The organism is Pseudomonas sp. HY7a-MNA-CIBAN-0227, assembly GCF_040310325.1.
Classification (GTDB): Bacteria; Pseudomonadota; Gammaproteobacteria; order Pseudomonadales; family Pseudomonadaceae; genus Aquipseudomonas.
Map to the genome: position 1 here is coordinate 96,202 of NZ_JBEOPT010000005.1, position 18,398 is coordinate 114,599.

The 18,398-nt window shown below is 60.3% G+C and carries 16 protein-coding genes; 11 read left to right on the forward strand and 5 right to left on the reverse strand.

Translation table 11 applies throughout. The annotated features are described in order from the left end of the window. Positions 1-88: 88 nt before the first annotated feature. The gene (locus AAEZ06_RS10395; RefSeq protein WP_149412258.1) at positions 89-1,003 is read left to right on the forward strand and encodes an SdiA-regulated domain-containing protein; all 915 of its coding nucleotides are present in this window, start codon (positions 89-91) and stop codon (positions 1,001-1,003) included. 40 nt (positions 1,004-1,043) lie between these two features. Here the strand turns inward: AAEZ06_RS10395 and AAEZ06_RS10400 are convergent, their stop codons facing one another. Together AAEZ06_RS10400 and rpiA are read right to left on the reverse strand one after the other, a co-directional pair. After that, on the reverse strand, positions 1,044-2,990 hold the full coding sequence (locus AAEZ06_RS10400) for an autotransporter domain-containing protein (RefSeq protein WP_149412257.1): 1,947 nt from the start codon (positions 2,988-2,990) through the stop codon (positions 1,044-1,046). A 267-nt stretch (positions 2,991-3,257) separates the two neighbouring features. Beyond that, the gene (gene rpiA / locus AAEZ06_RS10405; RefSeq protein WP_133100903.1) at positions 3,258-3,929 is read right to left on the reverse strand and encodes a ribose-5-phosphate isomerase RpiA; all 672 of its coding nucleotides are present in this window, start codon (positions 3,927-3,929) and stop codon (positions 3,258-3,260) included. Positions 3,930-4,065: 136 nt separating this feature from the next. On the opposite strand from rpiA, the gene ilvA reads away from it, so the two are divergent. After that, positions 4,066-5,580, forward strand: a complete 1,515-nt coding sequence (ilvA, locus tag AAEZ06_RS10410; protein ID WP_149412256.1) for a threonine ammonia-lyase, biosynthetic — start codon at positions 4,066-4,068, stop codon at positions 5,578-5,580. A 40-nt stretch (positions 5,581-5,620) separates the two neighbouring features. Continuing rightward, on the forward strand, positions 5,621-6,034 hold the full coding sequence (locus AAEZ06_RS10415) for a DUF2269 family protein (protein ID WP_350614168.1): 414 nt from the start codon (positions 5,621-5,623) through the stop codon (positions 6,032-6,034). A gap of 122 nt (positions 6,035-6,156) precedes the next feature. On the opposite strand, the gene AAEZ06_RS10420 is transcribed toward AAEZ06_RS10415, so the two are convergent. Continuing rightward, entirely contained in the window at positions 6,157-6,813 is a 657-nt protein-coding gene (locus AAEZ06_RS10420; protein WP_350614170.1) for a histidinol-phosphatase, read from the reverse strand. Positions 6,814-6,956: 143 nt separating this feature from the next. On the opposite strand from AAEZ06_RS10420, the gene AAEZ06_RS10425 reads away from it, so the two are divergent. Together AAEZ06_RS10425 and ptsP are read left to right on the forward strand one after the other, a co-directional pair. After that, the gene (locus AAEZ06_RS10425; protein ID WP_133100907.1) at positions 6,957-7,436 is read left to right on the forward strand and encodes an RNA pyrophosphohydrolase; all 480 of its coding nucleotides are present in this window, start codon (positions 6,957-6,959) and stop codon (positions 7,434-7,436) included. A 22-nt stretch (positions 7,437-7,458) separates the two neighbouring features. Then, on the forward strand, positions 7,459-9,738 hold the full coding sequence (gene ptsP, locus AAEZ06_RS10430; protein ID WP_149412253.1) for a phosphoenolpyruvate--protein phosphotransferase: 2,280 nt from the start codon (positions 7,459-7,461) through the stop codon (positions 9,736-9,738). Positions 9,739-9,791: 53 nt separating this feature from the next. Here ptsP and AAEZ06_RS10435 read toward each other — a convergent pair whose 3' ends face one another. Then, the gene (locus tag AAEZ06_RS10435; protein WP_149412252.1) at positions 9,792-10,538 is read right to left on the reverse strand and encodes an NRDE family protein; all 747 of its coding nucleotides are present in this window, start codon (positions 10,536-10,538) and stop codon (positions 9,792-9,794) included. 109 nt (positions 10,539-10,647) lie between these two features. Between AAEZ06_RS10435 and AAEZ06_RS10440 the strand changes: the two genes are divergently transcribed. The 3 genes from AAEZ06_RS10440 to AAEZ06_RS10450 all read left to right on the forward strand — a co-directional run bounded on the left by AAEZ06_RS10440 (position 10,648) and on the right by AAEZ06_RS10450 (position 13,350). Further along, positions 10,648-11,430, forward strand: coding sequence for a sulfite exporter TauE/SafE family protein (locus tag AAEZ06_RS10440; RefSeq protein ID WP_149412251.1), 783 nt, complete (start codon positions 10,648-10,650; stop codon positions 11,428-11,430). Positions 11,431-11,514: 84 nt separating this feature from the next. After that, positions 11,515-12,327, forward strand: coding sequence for a prolipoprotein diacylglyceryl transferase (gene lgt / locus AAEZ06_RS10445; protein ID WP_149412250.1), 813 nt, complete (start codon positions 11,515-11,517; stop codon positions 12,325-12,327). Positions 12,328-12,378: 51 nt separating this feature from the next. Further along, a complete protein-coding gene (locus AAEZ06_RS10450) occupies positions 12,379-13,350 on the forward strand; it encodes a thymidylate synthase (protein WP_149412249.1) in 972 nt (323 codons plus the stop codon). Positions 13,351-13,515: 165 nt separating this feature from the next. On the opposite strand, the gene cadR is transcribed toward AAEZ06_RS10450, so the two are convergent. Next, the gene (gene cadR / locus AAEZ06_RS10455; RefSeq protein WP_149412248.1) at positions 13,516-13,965 is read right to left on the reverse strand and encodes a Cd(II)/Pb(II)-responsive transcriptional regulator; all 450 of its coding nucleotides are present in this window, start codon (positions 13,963-13,965) and stop codon (positions 13,516-13,518) included. 84 nt (positions 13,966-14,049) lie between these two features. Here cadR and AAEZ06_RS10460 point away from each other — a divergent pair, with 84 nt between their 5' ends. The 3 genes from AAEZ06_RS10460 (at position 14,050) to AAEZ06_RS10470 (ending at position 18,398) form a co-directional block, all read left to right on the forward strand. Beyond that, complete coding sequence (locus tag AAEZ06_RS10460; protein ID WP_149412247.1) at positions 14,050-16,299, forward strand: heavy metal translocating P-type ATPase; 2,250 nt, start codon at positions 14,050-14,052, stop codon at positions 16,297-16,299. Positions 16,300-16,315: 16 nt separating this feature from the next. Then, positions 16,316-17,182 (forward strand): LysR family transcriptional regulator, encoded by an 867-nt coding sequence (locus tag AAEZ06_RS10465; RefSeq protein WP_350614175.1) that lies wholly within the window; start codon positions 16,316-16,318, stop codon positions 17,180-17,182. A 151-nt stretch (positions 17,183-17,333) separates the two neighbouring features. Further along, positions 17,334-18,398, forward strand: coding sequence for a putative 2-aminoethylphosphonate ABC transporter ATP-binding protein (locus AAEZ06_RS10470; RefSeq protein WP_149412245.1), 1,065 nt, complete (start codon positions 17,334-17,336; stop codon positions 18,396-18,398).

An 18,398-nucleotide genomic window follows, 5' to 3' on the forward strand; every position in this document is an offset into this window, starting at 1 on the left:
GGCATTCACCAGACTGTCAGGTGCGTTTAAGCTTAAATTCAGGCGGCCGTGATATTCATTCGCCAGTTTTTACTTTGAGCCCGCTCCCATGCGTCGACTTGCCCGCCCCAAGCCCGCTTTTTTTATCCTGTTGCTGATCGCCCTCGTTGCCGTGGGGGTGCTCGCTCAGCAGTTCCGCCTGTTTGAACGTGCCTGGTTCAACTGGCAGTCCTGGCGCCAGCCTGCCGACGAGCGCTCCATTGGCCTGGCGGGCTACCAAGTCGCTGTGGAGGCCCAGGTCATCGACGGCCTGGACAATGACGTCTCGGCGCTGACCTACGATCCGGTGCGCAACAGTCTGTTCACTGTCACCAATAAAAACGCCGAACTGATCGAGCTGTCCCTGGGTGGCAAAATTGTGCGGCGTATTCATTTGGTGGGCTTTGGCGATGCCGAGGCGGTGGAATTTATCAGCGAGAACACCTACGTCATCAGCGACGAATACCAGCAACGGTTGATCAAGGTTCACCTGAAGGACGACACCCAGTTTCTCGATGCCGCCGATGCCGAACAAATGACCTTGGGTTTGCACCTGGGTAGCAACAAGGGCTTTGAAGGCCTGGCCTACGACTCGGTGGGCAAACGGCTGTTTGTCGCCAAGGAAAAGGACCCGATGCTGATCTACGAAGTGCACGGTTTCCCCCATTTCAAACCAGAAAAAACCTACTCGGTACACGTCATCAACAACCCCAAGCGCGATGCAGGGCTGTTTGTGCGCGACCTGTCCAGCCTGCAATACGATGAGCGCAGCGGCCATTTGCTGGCGCTGTCCGATGAGTCGTTTCTGGTGCTGGAGCTGGATATCGACGGTCGTCCCTTGAGCAGTTTGTCGCTGCTCAAGGGACGCCATGGTTTGAAAAAACGCGTACCCCAAGCCGAAGGGATTGCCATGGACGACCACGGCACGCTCTATATGGTCAGTGAGCCGAACCTGTTCTATGTGTTCAAGAAGCCGGCACCCTGAACCCAACGAACCCACCTCGCTCCTGCAGGGGCCACCTCAATCAAAACATCCATTGCACGCCCAATGAGTAGCCGGTCTGGCTGCCCTCGGAGTGGCCCAGGCGGCCATTTACTTCGGCGTACACCCCAAGCTGCGGAGTGATTGCCAGTTGGCTGCCGACTTGCGCCCGGCCAAAGGTCTTGTCCACTGAACCGAGTTTGGCTGTACGTGCCTGGCCATCGGCGCGGGCGATCAAGTCAAGATCGTCCAGTCGACCATCCGCCAGCTCCTTGACCCAGGCGATATCGCCATAAGGCATCAGGCTCAAGCCATAGGGCAGGGCGACGGCGCCACGCACGCGCCAGCCAAGGCTGGCTTCCAGGGATTCGAAGGACTGTTCCTGATACTCAAGGGCAGTTCGCAGGTTCTGCTTCTCGTGGAATTTATCGATGCGGTAGTGGCTGTAGTCCAGCCCGGCAAACGGCCCGCTCTTGATGGCGCCGAAGTCGAAGTCGTAGCCGCCGAGCACCCGCGCGCCCAGGGACAAGGCATCGGTTTCGCCGGTCAGGTGCTGATTGAGCAGTACTGGCCCACCATTGGCCTGGATCACCAGGTTGCGCTGGGAATCGAAGCTGCTGTGGCCGATGCTCAGGTCGCCCGCCAGCCAGGTCGGGCCGCCATCGTTCAGCAGGGCGTAGACCGCTGCTTGCCACGTGTCGCTTTCCAGTTTTCCGCGATGTTCCAGCTTGTCGCGCCCGTTGAGATAGCTGAGGCTGGCGCCGATATTCAGAGTTGAACTCAACTGGTAGTCGCCCAAGGCGTGCAGCCCCAAGCGCCGGGCTTCGGGGTTGGGCGCAGTGTCGAAACCGCTGTCCGGGTTGTACTCGCCGTCGACGCCAATCTCGCCATCGAAGCTGCCCACCTCGCGGCTGGCCGATTGCAGTGTCAGCCAGCGGCGATCATGCAGACGCACCATGGACTGGTGCTGGCGTTGCAGATTGTCCTGCATATTGCGTGCAACCGCGCCGCCCGAAGCGGTGGATGCCATCAAGTCGGCGTTGGTCAACTCCAGTACCAGGCGGCTGAGCAGGCGTGAATAGTCCCGCAAACGCTGGTCGATGCGCTCCTGGCCGAAGGCGTTGGTCAGCACGGCCTTGTTGTCTTCGTTGGGGTCGTGCCAGGTCGAGCCACCGGGAATCGCCGGGTTGTCGGTCTGGGTGTAGCCGTCCAGGTCCCCCAGCTCCCAGTTGGTGGCTTCGATATAAAGGATCGGGATATTCAGCCCCTCAAAGGCTTCCCCGTCGCTGCAACAGCCGGTGCCAGCGGGGTATTGCGGGTCGAGGCCGGGGTTGGTGAACAGGTTGATGTTCAACTCCTTGGCGATCTGTAAGGTGTGTTCGCGCAGTGAAGCCAGGGCCGGGTTGGCGGTGCTGTTCTGGCCTGCGTGGGCATACATCATGTCGCCGGTTATCAGGCTGTCGAGGTTGATCATCGCCAACATGTTGGCCCGTTGGCTGGCGCTCAGCGAGTCGACGAACGCCTTTGAGCCGCGCAAACCCTCTTCCTCGGCGCCAAAGCCGACGATTTTCAGGCCGTTTTCCAGTTGCAGGCCGCCAAGGTTCTTCGCCACTTCCGTCAGCACGCTGGCGCCGGAGCCGTTATCGTCCAGGCCTTGCAAGGTTGGGCGGCCGAAATAGGTGTCGAAGTGCGCGCCGATCACCACGTACTGCGGTTTTGTGCCGGCGGCATAAGCGACCACGTTTTGCGAGGCGCGGCTGCCACCGCTCCAGGAAAAATCCTGACGGCTGATGTTGTAGGCGCTGCCCATCTGGCTCTGCATCCAGTCGGCCGCCCCGGCGAAATTGGCCGTGCCGCGATAACGACCGGGGTAGTCGTTGATCAGCTTTTCCAGGGTGGTGTTGGCGTGTTGGCCGTAATCGTAGGCCAGGGAGTGGGTCGACAGCAGGGCACTGGCAACGCTGATAGCGAGGGCTAGAGGCTTGATCACAGGTCTTCCTTGAGGTGATTGGGATTCGTGAGCCGAGACCCTTTGCACAATGTGCGCCTCATTCCATGGAGGGTCGCGAATTGGCGCATTGTTAAAAGCGTGGGTCGCCTCGGTGTAATTTGTAACGGATTTGATACCTGATACGGCGTGGGATGCCGTGATGGGGTGCGCAGTTTTGGAAGGGGCTGGGCGGAAATGCTGCGGAAAGTAGCGTTTTTGTTACAAGCGCTGATGGTTCCCACGCGTGGGAACCATCAGTGGGGAGGGTCAAGCCTTAAGGGTTTTCACGCCTTCAGAAGTGCCCAGCAGCAACACATCCGCAGGACGCGCTGCAAACAAGCCATTGGTGACCACGCCAACGATGGCATTGATCTGACGCTCCAGCTCCACCGGGTTGGTGATCTGCATATTGAACACGTCGATGATGATGTTGCCGTTATCCGTCAGCACACCTTCACGGTACACCGGGTCGCCGCCCAGCTTCACCAGCTCGCGGGCCACGTGGCTGCGGGCCATGGGGATCACTTCCACTGGCAGCGGGAACGCGCCGAGGACCGGTACCAGCTTGCTGGCGTCGGCGATGCAGATGAAGGTCTTGGCCACGGCTGCGACGATCTTCTCGCGGGTCAGGGCTGCGCCGCCGCCTTTGATCAGGTTCAGGTGTTCGTCGCTTTCATCGGCGCCGTCCACGTAGAACTCCAGGTCGCTGACGGTGTTGAGTTCGTACACCGGAATTCCGTGGCCCTTGAGGCGTGCGGCGGTGGCTTCGGAACTGGCGACGGCGCCGTCGAACGCGCCCTTGTGCAGGGCCAGCGCATCGATAAAGCAGTTGGCAGTGGAGCCGGTGCCGACACCGACGATGCTTTTATCGTCGAGCTTGGGAAGGATTAAATCGACGGCGGCCTGGGCCACTGCCTGTTTGAGTTGATCCTGGGTCATGCGGGCTCCGGAACGGGCGGGGAGTAAAGAGGGGCGCGAGTATAACCCAACAAAACCTTTGTATTCGTGTGGTCGCCCGGCCAAACGCTGGGTTAGACTCCTTGGCCCTGCCCAAACCGCTCAGTGATGCTTTCCGATGCTCGAACAGTACGTCAAGAAGATCCTCACCTCGCGCGTTTATGACGTTGCCGTAGAAACCCCGTTGCAGACCGCCCGCCAGCTCTCCGAGCGACTGGGTAACAAGGTCTGGCTCAAGCGTGAAGACTTGCAGCCGGTGTTTTCCTTCAAGATTCGCGGCGCTTACAACAAGCTCACGCAACTGACGGCTGAAGAGCGCGCCCGCGGCGTTGTCACCGCATCTGCCGGCAACCATGCCCAGGGCCTGGCCCTGGCGGCCAAGGTGCTGGGGGTCAAGGCCACTATCGTGATGCCCAAGACCACCCCGGAGATCAAGGTTGAAGGCGTGCGCTCCCGTGGCGGCAAAGTAGTGCTGCACGGTGATTCCTTTCCGGAAGCGTTGGCGTACTCGCTGAAACTGGTCGACGAAAAAGGCTTCGTCTACATTCACCCTTACGATGATCCGCACACCATTGCCGGGCAGGGCACCGTGGCGATGGAGATTTTGCGCCAGCATCCAGGTCCGTTGGACGCGATTTTTGTACCGGTGGGCGGTGGTGGCCTGATCGCTGGCATCGCGGCCTACGTGAAATACCTGCGCCCGGAAATCAAGATCATCGGCGTCGAGCCTGACGACTCCAACTGCCTGCAAGCCGCCATGGCGGCGGGTGAACGTGTGGTGCTGCCGACCGTGGGCATCTTCGCCGACGGCGTTGCAGTGGCGCAGATCGGCCAGCACACCTTCGATATCTGCAAAGACTATGTGGATGAAGTGATCACCGTCAGCACCGATGAAATCTGCGCGGCGATCAAGGACATCTACGACGACACCCGCTCCATCACCGAGCCTGCCGGCGCCCTGGGCGTGGCGGGGATCAAGAAGTATGTCGAGACCCGTGGCGTCACTGGTCAGACCTTTGTCGCCATTGATTCCGGGGCCAACGTCAACTTCGATCGCTTGCGCCATGTGGCCGAGCGTGCCGAGTTGGGTGAAGGTCGCGAAGCCATTATTGCCGTGACCATCCCCGAGAAACCGGGCAGCTTCAAAGCCTTCTGTGAAGCCGTGGGCAAGCGCCAGATCACCGAATTCAACTACCGCTACCATTCCGGCAGCGAAGCGCACATTTTCGTCGGCGTGCAGACCCACCCGGAAAACGACCCGCGCAGCGCCCTGATCTCCAGCCTGACCAGCCAGGGTTTCCCGGTGCTGGACCTGACGGAAAACGAACTGGCCAAGCTGCATATCCGCCATATGGTCGGCGGCCATGCGGCGAAGGTCAGCGATGAAGTGGTGTTTCGCTTCGAGTTCCCGGAGCGTCCTGGGGCGTTGTTCAACTTTCTTAACAAGTTGGGCGGGCGCTGGAACATCTCGATGTTCCACTATCGCAACCACGGCGCGGCCGATGGACGTGTGGTCGCCGGCTTACAAGTGCCGGCGAGCGAGCGTCACCTGGTGCCGGCGGCGCTGGAAGCCATCGGATACCCGTATTGGGATGAAAGTGATAACCCGGCCTACCAACTGTTCCTCGGTTGAACGACTACGCTGATTGGGCGGCCTTTAAGGAATTGAGAACATGGAAACGCTGACTACCCTCAAAGTTATCCACATAGCAGCCACCGTATTGCTGCTACTCAGTGGTATCGGGCTGGCCATGCTGGCCTGGCGCAAACGCAGCGCAGGGCCTGCCTATACCGTGCAACGGCCGTGGGTGTTCGTCTGGTTGTTGATGGGGATTTGCCTGGTTAGCATGCCGTTCACCGGTTGGTGGCTGGCGCATCTGATCGGCTGGCCGCTGGGGCAGACCTGGATACTGGGTTCCAGCGTGATCTACACCGTGGCGGCGTTGAGCTGGTTCTGGTTGGTGGCGCGGCTTAATCGACTGCGACTGGGCGGGGCAGGCAGCCTGAGTTTCACCTTGGCGCTGGCAGTTGTCAGTCTGGTGGGCTTTGTTGCCATTGCTGGGTTGATGGGTGCCAAGCCGGTTTAAGGCTTATCAACCCCCGTAGGAGCGAGCTTGCTCGCGAAAAGCCCGAGGGCGCCGCGTTCACTCAGAATGCCAGCGTCATCGTTGACGTTCTTCGCGAGCAAGCTCGCTCCTACAGTGGGTCATCAGCTACGCAGGCTAATCACGGGCCAGCCGCGTTTCTCGGCTTCGGCCCGCAAGTTTGGGTCCGGGTCCACCGCCACCGGGTGTGTCACCTGCTCCAGCAACGGCAAGTCATTCATCGAATCACTGTAGAAATAGCTGTTTTCCAGACTGTACCCGGTCTCTTCCAGCCACCGATTCAAGCGCGTCACCTTGCCCTCGCGAAAGCATGGGATATCGGTACTGCGCCCGGTATAACGGCCATCCGCCATCTCGCATTCCGTCGCGATCAGCGTTTCAACGCCCAAGCGTGCGGCAATCGGCGCGGTGACAAAACGGTTGGTGGCGGTAATGATTACCAACTTATCGCCAGCAGCATGGTGTTTGGCCAGTAATTCAACGGCAAGGGGCAACATGATCGGCTCGATGCAGTCGCGCATATAATCACGGTGCCATTCGTCCAGTTGGGCCATCTCGGTGCGGCCGAGAATTTCCAGGCAGAAGTTGAGGTAGGCGGCGTTGTCGAGCTTGCCGGCCAGGTAATCCTGGTAGAAATCGTCGTTACGGGCCTTATAGGCGACGGCATCGAGGATGCCCCGTTCACATAGGTAATCACCCCAGGCGTGGTCACTGTCGCCGCCCAAAAGCGTGTTGTCCAAGTCGAATAAAGCCAGGCGCATTGCGGTTACTCGCTGAAAAGTCTGTAAAAAGGCGTCCAGAATACGGTCTTTTCACAAGAGTGCACATAAGGTAAGCAGCCTCGTTGCCGCTGGATCAACCTTTGTGGAACAATGCGGCGACATGCGTTTGCGAGGTTGTTGCCGTGATCGACCCCGATGGTTTCCGTCCTAATGTCGGGATTATTCTTACGAATGATTCCGGACAGGTGCTATGGGCTCGCCGTATCAACCAAGATGCCTGGCAGTTTCCTCAAGGCGGAATCAACCCCGACGAAACCCCTGAAGACGCCTTGTACCGTGAGTTGAACGAAGAAGTAGGCCTTGAGCGAGAAGATGTGCAAATACTCGCCTGTACCCGGGGCTGGTTGCGCTATCGTTTGCCGCAACGTCTGGTCAGGACTCACAGCCAACCGCTGTGCATCGGCCAGAAACAGAAATGGTTTCTCCTGCGCCTGGTCTCCAACGAGCAGCGGGTGCGGATGGATTTGACCGGTAAACCGGAGTTCGATGGCTGGCGCTGGGTCAGTTATTGGTATCCGTTGGGCCAGGTGGTGACATTCAAGCGCGAGGTTTATCGTCGCGCTCTCAAAGAGCTTGCCCCGCGCCTTTTAGCGCGCGACTGACGACGGAGTTCGACCCCGAGCCATGCTCAATACGCTGCGCAAGATCGTCCAGGAAGTTAACTCCGCCAAGGATCTCAAGGCGGCGTTGGGGATTATTGTGTTGCGCGTCAAGGAAGCCATGGGCAGCCAGGTCTGCTCGGTTTACCTGCTGGACCCCGAGACCAACCGTTTTGTCCTGATGGCCACCGAGGGCTTGAACAAGCGCTCCATCGGCAAGGTTAGCATGGCGCCCAATGAAGGCCTGGTGGGCCTGGTGGGGACGCGTGAAGAACCCCTGAACCTCGAACATGCCGCCGATCACCCGCGCTATCGCTACTTTGCCGAAACTGGCGAAGAGCGTTACGCCTCGTTCCTCGGTGCACCGATCATTCACCACCGCCGCGTTGTTGGCGTGTTGGTCATTCAGCAGAAAGAGCGTCGCCAGTTCGACGAAGGTGAAGAAGCCTTCCTCGTGACCATGAGCGCGCAATTGGCCGGGGTTATTGCCCACGCCGAGGCCACCGGCTCGATCCGCGGCCTGGGCCGTCAGGGCAAAGGCATCCAGGAAGCAAAGTTCGTCGGCGTGCCCGGTTCGCCAGGCGCTGCTGTCGGCACCGCCGTGGTCATGTTGCCACCGGCCGACCTCGACGTGGTACCGGACAAGACGGTTACCGATATCGAGGCTGAGATCGGCCTGTTCAAGACCGCCCTCGAAGGCGTGCGCAATGACATGCGCACCCTGTCGACCAAGCTGGCTACCCAACTGCGGCCCGAAGAGCGGGCACTGTTCGACGTTTACCTGATGATGCTCGACGACGCGTCCCTGGGCAGCGAAGTCAAGGACGTGATCAAGACTGGCCAGTGGGCTCAGGGCGCACTGCGCCAGGTGGTCACCGATCACGTCAACCGTTTCGAATTGATGGACGACGCCTATCTGCGCGAGCGAGCCTCGGACGTGAAGGACCTCGGTCGCCGTCTGTTGGCTTACCTGCAGGAAGAACGTTCCACGACGCTGGTCTACCCCGACAACACCATTCTCATCAGTGAGGAACTGACCGCCACCATGCTCGGCGAAGTGCCGGAGGGCAAGCTGGTGGGCCTGGTTTCGGTATTGGGTTCGGGCAACTCCCACGTGGCGATCCTGGCACGGGCCATGGGCATCCCCACGGTGATGGGCCTGGTGGACCTGCCGTATTCCAAGGTCGACGGCATTCAGATGATCGTCGACGGCTACCACGGCGAGGTCTACACCAACCCCAGCGAAGTGCTGCGCAAGCAATACGCCGAAGTGGTGGAAGAAGAGCGCCAGCTGTCCCAGGGGCTCGATGCCCTGCGGGAACTGCCGTGCATAACCCTCGACGGCCACCGCATGCCGCTGCTGGTTAACACCGGCTTGCTGGCGGACGTAGCCCGAGCGCAGCAGCGTGGCGCCGAAGGGGTAGGCTTGTACCGCACTGAAGTGCCGTTCATGATCAATCAGCGGTTCCCCAGCGAAAAGGAGCAGCTGGCGATTTATCGCGAGCAACTTTCCGCCTTCCATCCGTTGCCAGTGACCATGCGCAGCCTGGACATTGGCGGCGACAAGTCACTGTCGTATTTCCCGATCAAAGAAGACAACCCCTTCCTCGGCTGGCGTGGCATTCGCGTCACCCTCGACCATCCTGAAATCTTCCTCGTCCAGACCCGCGCCATGCTCAAGGCCAGCGAAGGCCTGAACAACCTGCGCATTCTGCTGCCCATGATCTCTGGCACCCACGAGTTGGAAGAAGCGCTGCACCTGATCCACCGGGCCTGGGGCGAAGTACGCGACGAAGGCACCGACGTGCCGATGCCGCCCATTGGCGTGATGATCGAAATTCCGGCAGCGGTGTACCAGGCCAAGGAGCTAGCGCGGCAGGTGGACTTCCTTTCGGTGGGCTCCAACGACCTGACCCAGTACTTGCTGGCGGTGGACCGCAACAACCCACGGGTGGCCGATCTTTACGACTATCTGCACCCGGCAGTGCTGCAAGCCTTGCAGAACGTGGTGCGCGACGCCCATGCCGAAGGCAAGCCGGTGAGTATCTGCGGCGAAATGGCCGGCGATCCGGCGGCGGCAGTGTTGTTGATGGCGATGGGCTTTGACAGCCTGTCGATGAACGCCACCAACCTGCCGAAAGTGAAATGGATGCTGCGCCAGATCAACCTGAGCAAGGCCAAGGAGCTGCTGGCTGAGCTGATGACCATCGACAACCCGCAAGTTATCCACAGCTCGCTGCAACTGGCGCTGAAGAACCTTGGGTTGGCGCGGATGATCAATCCGGCTTCGGCGAAGACCCTCTAAACCTGGCAGCGAGTGGTTTTTTTGTGGCAAGCCCGCTTGCCACAAATGCCTGTCTAAAGCTTCAGCTCGACTTCTCCCAGTTGCCCACCATAGGGCCCGAAGCTGCGCTCGACGATGTGCCGCGACCCATCGGCATTCACGATCAGCGCCGTACTCGCCCGCGTCCCATAACTGGGGCTGGCAATAAACACGCTAGATAACAAACTCTCAGTCGCCAAACCTACGCCGGTATCCGGCAAGTCGGCGAAAGGCGCGGTCTGCGGGTCGCTCAAAATGCCCAGCAAGGCTTCAGGTCGCGGGTCGTCCAGCACTTCAGTCAGCGCCGCCTTGGCCTTGAGCAATTTGGGCCACGGCGTATCCAGCCCGGCATTGGATAACCCATATATCCCGGCCGCCAACTGAGTGGGCGCAGAATCATTGGCGTTGTAATGCCACAACTCATCCCGCGTCCCAATCAGCAGGTTAAACCCGGCATATTCAATCGATCTACCGTTAACGTCGGCCAAATAGGCGTCCAGCGATAGCGAACCGCTGAGAAATCGCGCTACCAGTTCTCCACGGGACTTACGCGCCGGCGGCTGGTGCGGGTCGCGAATATTGGTCAGCGCGGCAAAGCGTCCATCCGCGCCAACCCCCAGCCATGTGCCCCCTGCTTCCTGATCACGCCCGGCGTAAACCTGCGGTGCATCGAGCCACTGGGCCAGCGGCAGGCTGGGTCGGGCATAGAACTCATCACGGTTGGCCGCGACGATCAGCGGCTGGACATGGCCCGGCCGCCAGGCAAAAACAATCAGGCACATAAGGCGATCCCTTTGTGTTTTTCCCACTGTACCCATAGCTATCCATCGCATCCAGTTCCGCCTTGCGCCCCGCATCCGTTAACATGCCGGTCTGATTTTGAGGGTGCCCATGGAATTTCTACTGTATTTGCTGCTGGGCGCCTGTGCAGGCGTGCTCGCTGGGCTGTTTGGCGTGGGCGGCGGGATCATTATTGTTCCGGTGCTGGTGTTCAGTTTCACTTTGCAGGGTTTTGATCCGCAGGTATTGACTCACCTGGCGGTAGGCACGTCGCTGGCGAGCATTATTTTCACTTCAGTCAATGCTGTGCGTGAGCACCATCGGGTTGGCGCGGTGCGTTGGCCGATTTTTGTGTGGATGACCGTCGGTATTTTGATCGGCGCAGGTTTTGGCGCGTTGACGGCTGAAGCCATCTCAGGGCCTCACTTGCAGAAGATCATCGGCGTATTCGCGCTGATCGTCGCCGTGCAATTGGCCCTGGAGGTCAAACCCAAGGCCAGTCGAACGGTTCCGGGCAAGGTCGGGCTGACCCTGGCGGGCACGGTGATCGGCTGGGCTTCAGCGATTTTCGGCATTGGCGGTGGCTCGCTGACCGTGCCGTTCCTGACCTGGCGCAGCGTGCCGATGCGCCAGGCTGTGGCTACCTCATCGGCCTGCGGCTTGCCGATTGCCCTGGCCAGTGCATTAAGTTTCATGATTTTGGGCTGGCACGATCCGCTGTTGCCCGCTCATAGTCTCGGGTTCGTGTATTTGCCAGCGCTGCTGGGTATCGCCCTGACCAGTATGCTAGCCGCCCGTTTCGGCGCGCGCCTGGCTCACCGATTGTCGCCGCGCTTGCTCAAGCGGCTGTTTGCCGGCCTGTTGTTTTGTGTCGGTTTGAGTTTTCTGCTGTAACGAAGCTTATTTTATGTAACGCAGGCTTAATCGCGTCCCGGCATGGTCCGTGCGCAATAACGAATGATTTAACGAGGAGTCGCAATGCTGCCTTACCCGCATATCGACCCGGTGGCCCTGGCCATTGGTCCGCTGAAAATCCACTGGTACGGGTTGATGTACCTGATTGGCATCGGCGGTGCATGGCTGCTGGCTTCCCGGCGTCTGAACCGTTTCGATCCGACCTGGACCAAGGAGAAGCTCTCCGACATGGTGTTCTGGATGTCGATGGGCGTGATCGTCGGCGGGCGCCTGGGGTATGTGTTGTTCTACGACCTGAGTGCCTACATCGCCAACCCGACGCTGATTTTCGAAGTGTGGAAAGGCGGCATGGCGTTCCACGGTGGTTTTATCGGTGTGATGCTCGCGGCCTGGTGGTTCGGCCGACGCAACGGCAAGTCGTTCTTCCAACTGATGGATTTTGTTGCACCGATGGTGCCGATTGGCCTGGGCGCCGGGCGTATCGGCAACTTCATCAACGCCGAATTATGGGGCAAGCCGACCGATGTGCCGTGGGCCATGGTGTTCCCGGCGTTCAGCGACCCTTCGCAACTGCCGCGCCATCCGTCGCAGTTGTATCAGTTCGCCCTGGAAGGTGTGGCGCTGTTCCTGATTCTCTATATTTACTCTCGTAAACCGCGGCCTACCATGGCGGTATCGGGGATGTTCGCGCTGTTCTACGGGATTTTCCGCTTTATCGTCGAGTTTGTGCGGGTGCCAGATGCGCAACTGGGCTACCTGGCGTTTGGCTGGGTGACCATGGGTCAGGTTCTCAGCATCCCGATGATCCTCGCCGGCCTGGGTCTGCTGTGGTGGGCTTACAATCGCCCGCAACCGATCAAGAACACCGCGCTTTAAATTCGAACGCCGAGGCCTGAGGGCTTCGGCTTCAACGATGCAGGTAATGACATGAAGCAATATCTCGATCTGGTGTCCCACGTCATCAAGAACGGCACCAAGCAGGCCAACCGTACCGGCGTGAACACCATCAGCTTTCCCGGTGCGATGCTGCGCTTTGACCTGCAGGAAGGTTTTCCGGCGATCACCACCCGAAAAATGGCCTTCAAATCGGCGATTGGCGAGATGGTCGGCTTCCTGCGTGGGGTGAACAACGCTGCCGAATTCCGCGCCCTGGGTTGCAAGGTCTGGGACCAGAACGCCAACGAAAACGCCCAATGGCTGGCCAACCCGTTCCGCCAGGGCAATGACGACCTCGGCGAGATCTACGGCGTGCAATGGCGCAAATGGCCGGCGTACAAGCAGATTCCGGTCAGCAACCAGGCTGCCATCGAGCAGACCCTAAGCCAGGGTTACCGCCAAATCGCCGAAGGCGAGGAAGACGGTCAGGCCTATGTGGTGCTGTACAAGGCCATTGACCAGATTCGCCAGTGCGTCGACACCATCATCAAGGACCCGGGCAGCCGGCGTATCCTGTTCCATGGTTGGAACTGCGCCCAGCTCGATGAAATGGCCTTGCCGCCGTGCCACCTGCTGTACCAGTTCCATCCCAACGTTGAGACCAGGGAAATATCCTTGACGCTCTATATTCGCTCCAACGATTTGGGCCTGGGCACGCCGTTCAACCTCACCGAGGGCGCCGCGCTGCTGAGCCTGATCGGCCGTCTGACGGGTTACACGCCGCGCTGGTTCACCTATTTCATCGGTGACGCCCACGTCTACGAAAACCATCTGGACATGCTCAACGAACAGCTCAAGCGCGAGCCGTTCGCGGCGCCCAAGCTGGTGATCAGTGACCGTGTGCCGGAGTTTGCCAAGACGGGTGTGTACCAGCCGGAGTGGCTGGAGCAGATCGAACCGAGCGATTTCTCGCTGGAAGGTTACGAGCACCATGCGCCGATGACAGCGCCGATGGCGGTCTGACACTCGGGCCGGCTTATGGTGGCGAGCGGGCTTGCCCGCGTTGGGCTGCGAAGCGGCCCTAAAATCGGCTACCGCGATCTATCTGACGGAGCGCGGTGATCCTATTGGGGCTGCTGCGCCGCCCAACGCGGGCAAGCCCGCTCGCCACACAGGCCATTACGATCATCAATGCCCGTGGCTCCTGCCCACATGGGAATGCTCCGACTCACTCGCCGCCACACCTCCGCTGACCTCCAGTCGCTTCAAAATCCCACATTGATCAATATCCGGCCCTTCGCCACAACGCTGGCGCAGGTCGAGTAACTGTTCCTGTAACGCCAACAACCCATCGATCCGCGCCTTGACGTGGTGGATGTGCTCGTCGATCAGCGCATTAACGTTTTCGCACTGGTCCTGCGGGCTATCTCGCAAACCCAACAGGCTGCGAATTTCCTCAAGGGTCATGTCCAGGCTGCGGCAGTTGCGGATAAAGGTCAGCCGCTCGGTGTGGGCCTGGGTGTACAAGCGGTAATTGCCCTCGCTGCGCGCGGGCGGCGGCAGCAGGCCTTCCTTCTCGTAATAACGGATGGTTTCCACCTGACAATCCGTCAGTTTTGCCAACTCACCGATCTTCATCGCAGCAATCTCCAAAAGGGTGCTTGACCCTATAGTGGCTACAGGGTCTTTACTTGGCAACAGGCACCTTTCCGGACCCGACTAATGAACGACTCTATCCACGCCCCGCACAAGCACGACCATGATCATGATCACGGCGAAAAGCTTCAGCCTGTGCAAAAGCACAATCATGGCAGCTCTTGCTGCTCCGGCGCCGCGGCACCGTCCCTGGTGCAATTGAGCGAAGCGCCCACCGCAGGCTCCAGGCTGAGCACCTTCCGCATCGAAGCCATGGACTGCCCCACCGAGCAGACGCTGATCCAGAACAAACTGGGCAAGCTCGCTGGCGTGCAACAACTGGAATTCAACCTGATCAACCGCGTCCTCGGTGTGACCCATGACTTGCCGACAACGGCACCGATCATCGAGGCCATCAAATCTCTGGGGATGCAGGCCGATCCGATCGAAGAAGGCATCGCCGCCGCCGCGCCTCCGGCCAAGAAACACTGGTGGCCATTGGCGCTGTCCGGCCTCGGTGCCTTGGGCGCCGAAGTGCTGCACTTCACCAATGCCGCGCCAACTTGGGTGATTGCCTTGGTGGCGCTGGTGTCGATCCTCAGCGGCGGCCTCACCACCTATAAAAAGGGCTGGATAGCCCTGAAAAACCTCAACCTGAACATCAACGCCCTGATGAGCATCGCCGTGACTGGCGCGGTCCTCATCGGCCAGTGGCCGGAAGCGGCCATGGTGATGTTCCTGTTCACTGTGGCCGAGTTGATCGAGGCCAAGTCCCTGGACCGCGCGCGTAACGCCATCAGCGGCTTGATGCAGATGACTCCGGAGCAGGCCACGGTTCGTCAAGCTGACGGAAGCTGGATTGAAAAAGACGTTAAAACCATTGAACTGGACGCTATCGTGCGGGTTCGTCCCGGCGAGCGCATTGGCCTGGACGGCGAGGTGGTGTCCGGCCAGTCGACCATCGACCAGGCGCCCATCACCGGTGAAAGCCTGCCCATCGAGAAAACCGTCGGCGACAAGGTTTTCGCCGGCACCATCAACCAGGCCGGTTCCCTGGAATACAAAGTCACCGCGGCCGCCAACAATTCCACCCTGGCGCGGATCATCCACGCCGTGGAACAGGCCCAGGGCGCGCGGGCGCCGACCCAGCGCTTTGTCGACAGCTTTTCCAAAATCTACACCCCGGTAGTGTTCCTCTTTGCCTTGGGCGTGGCCGTGATTCCACCGCTGTTCATGGGCGGCATCTGGTTCGACTGGATCTACCGCGCGCTGGTGTTGCTGGTAGTGGCTTGCCCGTGTGCGCTGGTGATTTCCACCCCGGTGACCATCGTCAGCGGCCTGGCTGCAGCCGCCCGCAAAGGCATCCTGATCAAGGGCGGCGTGTACCTGGAGGGCGGTTACAAACTCGACTACCTGGCCCTGGACAAGACCGGCACCATCACCCACGGCAAGCCGGTGCAAACCGATTACCTGGCGCTGCTCCCCAATTTTGAAGGCCGCGCGCCGGCACTGGCGGCGAGCCTTGCCGGTCGTTCCGATCACCCGGTGTCCCTGGCCATCGCCAACGCGGCGGTGGATAAAAATCTGCCCGTGCATGCTGTGGATAACTTCGAAGCCCTGACCGGTCGTGGTGTACGCGGTGAGATCAACGGCGAGGTCTATCACCTGGGCAACCACCGCCTTGTGGAAGAACTGGGCCTATGTTCACCGGCCCTGGAAGAAAAACTCTTCGCCCTGGAAAAGCAAGGCAAGTCCGTGGTCCTGCTGCTGGACAAATCCGGCCCGCTGGCACTGTTCGCCGTGGCTGATACCGTCAAGGACAGCAGCCGCGAAGCGATCCAGCAATTGCATGACCTGGGTATCAAAACCCTGATGCTCACCGGCGACAATACCCACACCGCCCAGGCGATTGCCGCCCAGGTCGGCATCGATCAGGCCCGGGGCGACCTGTTGCCCACCGAAAAACTGCAAGCGATTGAAGCCCTCTACGGCAAGGGCTATCGGGTCGGCATGGTTGGCGACGGTATAAACGACGCCCCGGCGCTGGCCCGTGCCGAGATCGGTTTTGCCATGGCCGCCGCCGGTACAGACACCGCCATCGAGACCGCCGACGTGGCGCTGATGGACGATGACCTGCGCAAGATTCCGGCATTCATACGGCTGTCGCGGCAAACGTCGAGTATCCTCAAGCAGAACATCGCCCTGGCGCTGGTGGTCAAGGCGATCTTCCTCGCGGTGACCTTCTTCGGGATGGCCACCATGTGGATGGCGGTGTTCGCCGACATGGGCGTGAGCCTGCTGGTGGTGTTCAATGGTCTGCGCTTGTTGCGCAAATAGTCGATGTGAGGGTGGTGTGCTGAGTGCTGAGCTGAAGGCGTTTTATATGGTCGCCCGTCTGGGTAGCATTACCCAGGCGGCGAAAAAGCTAGGCCTGAGCCAGCCCACGGTGACCACCCAGGTTCGCCATCTGGAAAGCCAGTATTCGGTTGAGCTGTTCTACCGGGGCGGGCGCCGCCTGACGGTCAGTGACGAAGGTGCGCGGCTGCTACCGATGGTCAAGGCGTTGTTGCAGCAGGAAAGCGATATCGAGTTTTTCCTGCGCAACAGCGGCCAGGTCCAGGGCACGCTGAGAATTGCCGCGACCGCTCCGTACTACATCCTCGATTTGGTAAAAACCTTTCGCGAAAGGCTGCCCCAGGTGGAAGTCTCGGTGGAGATCGGCAACTCCCAGCAGGTGCTGGAAGCGCTGGAAGACTACCGGGTGGATATCGCCGCGTCATCGCAATTGCTGGAGGACCCGCGCCTGATTCGTCGGGTGTTGGGCACTGATCCGCTGGTGCTGGCGGTGCATCGCAATCATCCTCTGGCGGTGCTGGACCCTGTGCCGTTGAGCGCCCTGGCCGGGCACACTTTGTTGATGCGCGAAGCAGGTTCCACCACTCGGCGGCTGACCGAAGAAATGTTGCAGGGCGCGGGGGTGAGTTACGGCCCGCTGCTGGAGATTGGCAGCCGGGAATCGATTCGCGAGGCGGTGCTGCGCAATATTGGCATCAGCATCATTGCTCGCCAGGAAGTGCCCCATGATCCGCAGTTGCGGGTACTGACCATCGAGAATGCGCCGCAGATTGCCGAATACCTGTACTGCCTCAAGGAGCGAAAGGGCGCGCGGTTGCCGGCGGCCTTTCTGGGGTTGGCGCAGGAAATGTCGCCAGCGGGCTGACTACTTTCTGTGGCAAGCCCGCTCGCCACACATAATTGTTCAGCCCTGCCCAAATCTACCAATACCACTATCGCTCACTTTTGCCTTCCTGCCACACGAGCTACGCATTTGCTCCCTAGGATGGCCTTCATCAGTTTGATGAGGTGCCTCCATGAACACAGCCATGACCAACCCCGGCGCGCCGATGAAGGTGCGCGGTATCCAGAAGCGTTTCGGCGCCTTTACCGCTCTGGACAACGTGTCCCTGGATGTCGCCGCCGGTGAACTGGTGTGCCTGCTCGGCCCGTCCGGCTGCGGCAAGACCACCTTGTTGCGTTGTATCGCAGGGCTGGAGCGCCAGGACAGTGGCGAGTTGTACCTGGGTGAGCGCGACGTTTCCCTACTGGCCCCTCAGGCGCGGGACTACGGCATTCTGTTCCAGTCCTACGCGCTGTTTCCCAACCTCACCGTCGCAGCGAACATCGGCTACGGCCTGGCCGGCAGCGGCCGCGATGAAGTGCGCAAGCGCGTCGGGCAGATGCTGGAACTGGTGGGCCTGCTGGGCAGCGAAAAGAAATACCCCGGCCAACTCTCCGGCGGCCAACAACAACGCGTGGCCCTGGCCCGTGCCCTGGCGCCCGCACCTTCGCTGTTGTTGCTTGATGAGCCGATGTCCGCCCTCGACGCCCGCGTGCGCGAGCATCTGTGTACCGAACTGCGCCAATTGCAACAGCGCCTGGGCATCACCACCCTGATGGTCACCCACAATCAGGACGAGGCCATGCTGATGGCCGACCGCATCGCCGTGATGAATAACGGCAAGGTTGAGCAATACGCCACTCCCCAGGAAATTTACGATCGCCCGGCCACGCCTTTCGTCGCCGAATTTGTCGGCCAAGGCAACTGGCTGCCGTTCAGCCGCAACAGCGCCAGCCATGCCCAGGTCGGCGGGATGAATGTGCGGTTGGCCGAGAACTCCGGCAAAGCGGCATCGGGTCGTTTGTTCTGCCGCCCCGAAGCCATCAGCGTCAACCCGCCAGTGCATGAGGAAAACCTGTTCCCGGCCAAGGTCCGTGAGATCACCTTCCTCGGGAACCGTTGCCGCATGAGCTTTGAGCTGGACCAATTGCCCGGCCATTCACTGTTGGCCGAACTGGCCCCGGAAGCCATGCCGCGCCTTGGCTCCCAGGACATCTGGGTTGCGCTGCCGCCGCGCAGCCTGCAGGTGTTTGCCTGA